The sequence below is a fragment of the Burkholderia sp. LMG 13014 genome (assembly GCF_905232215.1).
In the GTDB taxonomy this organism is placed as follows: domain Bacteria; phylum Pseudomonadota; class Gammaproteobacteria; order Burkholderiales; family Burkholderiaceae; genus Burkholderia.
Genome location: NZ_CAJNKE010000501.1, coordinates 1 through 4,323, shown reverse-complemented (window position 1 = coordinate 4,323; position 4,323 = coordinate 1). Strand labels below are relative to the sequence as shown.

Below are 4,323 nucleotides of genomic sequence, written 5' to 3'. Positions count from 1 at the left end.
GATTGCTCGAACGCGTATTGACGGCAGTTCGCATCGTCGGCGCGGAACTGGTCGAACGACTTGCCGGTGCCGGGCAGCGCCATCACGCTCGGCCCGGTCGGCATGTATGCGCACGCGCCGAGCAGGCCGGCCAGCGCCAGCGCGGCCGGCACGCGCAGAGATTGAAAAACGGATTTCATCGTCGCGCCTCCGTCACTGCGGCCGGGCCGGCACCGATCGCCAGCCCGACTTGCAGGTCTTCACATACGGGTAGTAATGCTTCGACGCGTCGCAGTAGTACCAGAGGTTCGCGTCGCCGTCGTCCTGCGGCTGTCCCTTCTCGACGTACTCGGGCGGCGGCCCCGGATCGACGGGCACCGCGACGACGGGCGGCGGGTAGTAGTAAGGCGCCGGGACGACGGGGTAGTAATACGGGTAGCCGGGGCCGATATAGACCCCGACCCGGGCGGCATGCGCCACGCCGCCCGTCGCGATCGCCACTGCGGCCGCCGCGCCCAGCGCGAGCTTCAATCCATTCACGTCACGTTCTCCGGCTGGCGGTTCGTCGATGCGAACCCGACATACCGAACGCTACGCCGCACACGATCCGTCATCCATTACGGGCGCACGCGCCAATGTTGCGCGACGTTACCAATGTGACAGACCCCATCGGCCGCGGCCCGCCGGTACGTCCGTGTCCGTTACGCGATAACGCGCCGCAACGGTTCGGGCGCCGTGCCGCGCGGTATCACGCGACATTTGCGTCCGCACCGAACCGTTCCGATGACGCGACGCGCCATATTGACGCACGTGCGTCAGACCGCCACGCCACGGCCGCGCGCGCCGCAAGCAGCCTTCTTGATACGAATCAACGATTTACCCCGGAAATGCGCGCGACGGGCTGGACATCTGCGACGAGTTGGCACATTTCGCGGTGCAACATCGCGGCACATACTCCAGCCAACCCCGACGCCCGTCCGCCGGGGTCCGCCGGCACCCGCCGGCGGGTATCGTCAGCCTCGGTCAACTGGTATGGACACCGCTCTTTCGGCCCTCGATCTGGCCCGCCTGCAATTCGCGTTCACCGTCTCCTTTCACATCGTCTTCCCGGCGCTGAGCATCGGCCTCGCCAGCTTCATCGCCGTGCTCGAATATCGCTGGCTGAAGACCGGCAAGCAGTACTACAAAACCCTCTGCCTGTTCTGGTCGAAGATCTTCGCGGTCGCGTTCGGGATGGGCGTCGTCTCCGGCGTCGTGATGAGCTACCAGTTCGGCACGAACTGGTCGGGCTTCTCGAGCTTCGCCGGCGCCGTCACCGGGCCGCTGCTGATGTACGAGGTCATGACCGCGTTCTTCCTCGAAGCCGGCTTCCTCGGCATCATGCTGTTCGGCTGGAACCGCGTGAGCCCGCGCGCGCACTTCGGCGCGACGCTGATGGTCGCGATCGGCACGCTGATCTCGACGTTCTGGATTCTCGCGTCGAACAGCTGGATGCAGACGCCGCAGGGCTTCGAGATCGTCGACGGCCGCGTCGTGCCGACCGACTGGTTCGCGATCATCTTCAACCCGTCGTTCCCGTACCGCCTGTTCCACATGGCGATCGCCGCGTTCATCGTCGCCGCGCTGGTGGTGGCTGCCACGGGCGCCTGGCACCTGCTGAAGGGCCGCCGCGACAAGGGCGTGAAGAAGATGTTCTCGATGGCGCTGTGGCTGCTGCTCGTGCTCGCGCCGCTGCAGGCCGTGATCGGCGACCAGCACGGCATCAACACGCTGAAGCACCAGCCCGCGAAGATTGCCGCGATCGAAGGGCTGTGGGAAACCGAGAAGGGCGGCACGCCGCTGAACCTGTTCGGCATTCCGGACATGAAGGCGGAAACGACCCGCTACGCGGTGAAGGTGCCGCACCTCGGCAGCCTGATCCTCACGCACAGCTGGGACGGCGAGATCCGCGGCCTGAAGGAATTCGCGCCGGAAGACCGCCCGAATTCGACCGTCGTGTTCTGGAGCTTCCGGATCATGGTCGGCCTCGGCTTCGCGATGATCGGCCTCGCCGCGCTCGCGTGGCTGCTGCGCCGCCGCGGCCGCCTGTATGAATCGAAGTGGTTCCAGCGCTTCGCGCTCGTGATGGGCCCGACCGGCTTCGTGTCGCTGCTCGCGGGCTGGGTGACGACCGAGGCAGGCCGCCAGCCGTGGGTCGTGTATGGCGTGATGCGCACCGCGCATGCGGTATCGCCGCTGTCGGTGCAGCAGGTCAGCCTGTCGATGATGACGTTCGTGATCGTGTACTTCCTCGTGTTCGGCACCGGCGTGTACTACATGCTGAAGCTGATGAAGGCCGGCCCCGCGCTGCCCGACGTGAAGCACGACGACACCCCCGACACGCGCCCCGATCACACCGCGCGCCGCCCGATGTCGGCCGTCGACGAGCCGCTCGAGACCGTCTGAGCCCCACTCTTTCCGCATACGAGAAAACCTATGGACGTCACCGTAATCTGGGCCGCGATCATCGCATTGGGGCTCTTCATGTACGTCGTGCTCGACGGCTTCGACCTCGGCATCGGCATCGTCTTCCCGTTCTTCCCGGACGAGAAGGAACGCGACCTGATGATGAACACCGTCGCACCCGTGTGGGACGGCAACGAGACGTGGCTCGTGCTCGGCGGCGCCGGGCTGTTCGCGGTGTTCCCGATCGTCTATTCGACCGTGCTGTCCGCGCTGTACCTGCCGCTGATCTTCATGCTGGTGTGCCTGATCTTCCGCGGCGTGTCGTTCGAGATCCGCGCGAAGGCGCGGCGCACCAAGCAGCTGTGGGATCTCGCGTTCATCGGCGGCTCGGCCGGCGCGACGCTGTTCCAGGGGATCGCGCTCGGCGCGTTCCTGCAGGGCATCAACGTGAAGGACGGCGTGTTCGCGGGCGACGCCTTCGACTGGCTCACGCCGTTCAGCCTGCTGACGGGCCTCGGCCTGATCGTGACCTATGCGCTGCTCGGCTGCTGCTGGCTCGTCGCGAAGACGGAAGGCGACCTGCAACGCCGCCTGCATCGCGTCGTGTGGCCGCTGACGGTCGTGCTGCTCGGCTTCATCGCGGTCATCAGCCTGTGGACGCCGCTGCAGGATCCGGCCATCGCGCAGCGCTGGTTCGATTCGGGGCTGTTCTGGCGCCTGCTGCCGGTGCCGTTCCTGGTCGCCGGGTGTGCGGTGTGGATGCGCCGCGCGGTGCGCGACCGGCATGACATGACCCCGTTCGTGCTCGCGCTGGCGCTCGTGCTGCTCGGCTACGTCGGCCTGCTCGTCACGCTGTTCCCGTATGCGATTCCTCAGACGATGACGATCTGGGAAGCCGCAGCGCCGCGTTCCAGCCAGACCTTCACGCTGGTCGGCGCAGCGGTTATCCTCCCGATCATCATCGCCTACACGACGATGGGTTACTGGGTATTCCGAGGCAAGGTGCGCCATGAAGACCAGCATTACTACCACCACTGATTCCGCCGAACGCCAGAGCGCTGCGCCGAAGCCGCGCATGCGCGGCTGGATGTGGTTCATCGTCCTGTGGGCCGGCGGCGTGATCGGCGCCGTCACGCTCGGCTATGCGTTCAAGATCTTCATGAACCTGACGCTGTTTGCGGTGAAGTAGCGCCCCCTGCGTTGCACGCCGGGGCGAATGCCGGATCCATTCCGCGCATCCCGCCGCCGGCGCACCGCGATCGCCGCCGGCACGCTGCCGCGGCGATCGCACTTCCCGCCTCTCAGGTCCCGCCTCTCAGGTCCCGGCGCGCTCCCAGCTCACCGCTCGCACTTCGTCGCGCACATCGCCTTGTCCACTTCCGTGAAGAACGCCTGGTAATACTCGGGCTCCATCACGGTCTTGGTCCGCGAATCGCCGGCGCTGTCCCACACCGTGCGATCGAATCGTGCACGCACGATTGCGACATGCGCGTCTGCGACATGCGCGTCGGCGACGCGCACGTCCCGCCCCGCCCGAACCGTCACGATCGCGGCCACGCGCTCATGATCGGGCTTGACCGGCAGCATCCCGATGCGGGCCTTCAGCGCACCGCGCAACAGCTGACGCCACTTCGGGATCAGCGTATCGCTGCGCCCCGCTTCCACCAGCCCCGACTCTCGATCGACCATCACCGGCGCATAACCCTGCGCGCGCAGCACGCCGGCCACCGCGTCGAGCGCGCGCGCCTGCGTCGCATCCGCATAGCGGCGGTCGCTGAGCATGCGCAGCGCCTGCTGCTCGGTATCGGTCAGGTCGACTTCGGTCTGGCTCGAGCTGTAGCGCACCAGCGATCCGCCATCGCCGATCTGCCGCTCGTTCTCGGGTTTCGTCGCGCATCC

5 protein-coding genes are annotated in these 4,323 nt (G+C 66.8%); 3 read left to right on the top strand and 2 right to left on the bottom strand.

Annotated elements, in window-relative coordinates:
• Positions 1-192: 192 nt before the first annotated feature.
• Complete coding sequence (locus tag JYJ84_RS29635) at positions 193-519, bottom strand: hypothetical protein (RefSeq protein WP_122948198.1); 327 nt, start codon at positions 517-519, stop codon at positions 193-195.
• A 492-nt stretch (positions 520-1,011) separates the two neighbouring features.
• On the opposite strand from JYJ84_RS29635, the gene JYJ84_RS29630 reads away from it, so the two are divergent.
• The 3 genes from JYJ84_RS29630 to JYJ84_RS29620 are packed head-to-tail and all read left to right on the top strand — an operon-like array spanning position 1,012 to position 3,613.
• Positions 1,012-2,424, top strand: coding sequence for a cytochrome ubiquinol oxidase subunit I (locus tag JYJ84_RS29630; protein WP_122948199.1), 1,413 nt, complete (start codon positions 1,012-1,014; stop codon positions 2,422-2,424).
• Positions 2,425-2,454: 30 nt separating this feature from the next.
• On the top strand, positions 2,455-3,462 hold the full coding sequence (cydB, locus tag JYJ84_RS29625; RefSeq protein ID WP_089451661.1) for a cytochrome d ubiquinol oxidase subunit II: 1,008 nt from the start codon (positions 2,455-2,457) through the stop codon (positions 3,460-3,462).
• Entirely contained in the window at positions 3,434-3,613 is a 180-nt protein-coding gene (locus JYJ84_RS29620) for a hypothetical protein (protein WP_122948200.1), read from the top strand. Before cydB ends, JYJ84_RS29620 begins: the two co-directional genes overlap by 29 nt.
• A 149-nt stretch (positions 3,614-3,762) precedes the next feature.
• On the opposite strand, the gene JYJ84_RS29615 is transcribed toward JYJ84_RS29620, so the two are convergent.
• Positions 3,763-4,323 (bottom strand): hypothetical protein (locus JYJ84_RS29615; RefSeq protein WP_205189838.1); only part of this gene is annotated, 561 nt, incomplete at its 5' end.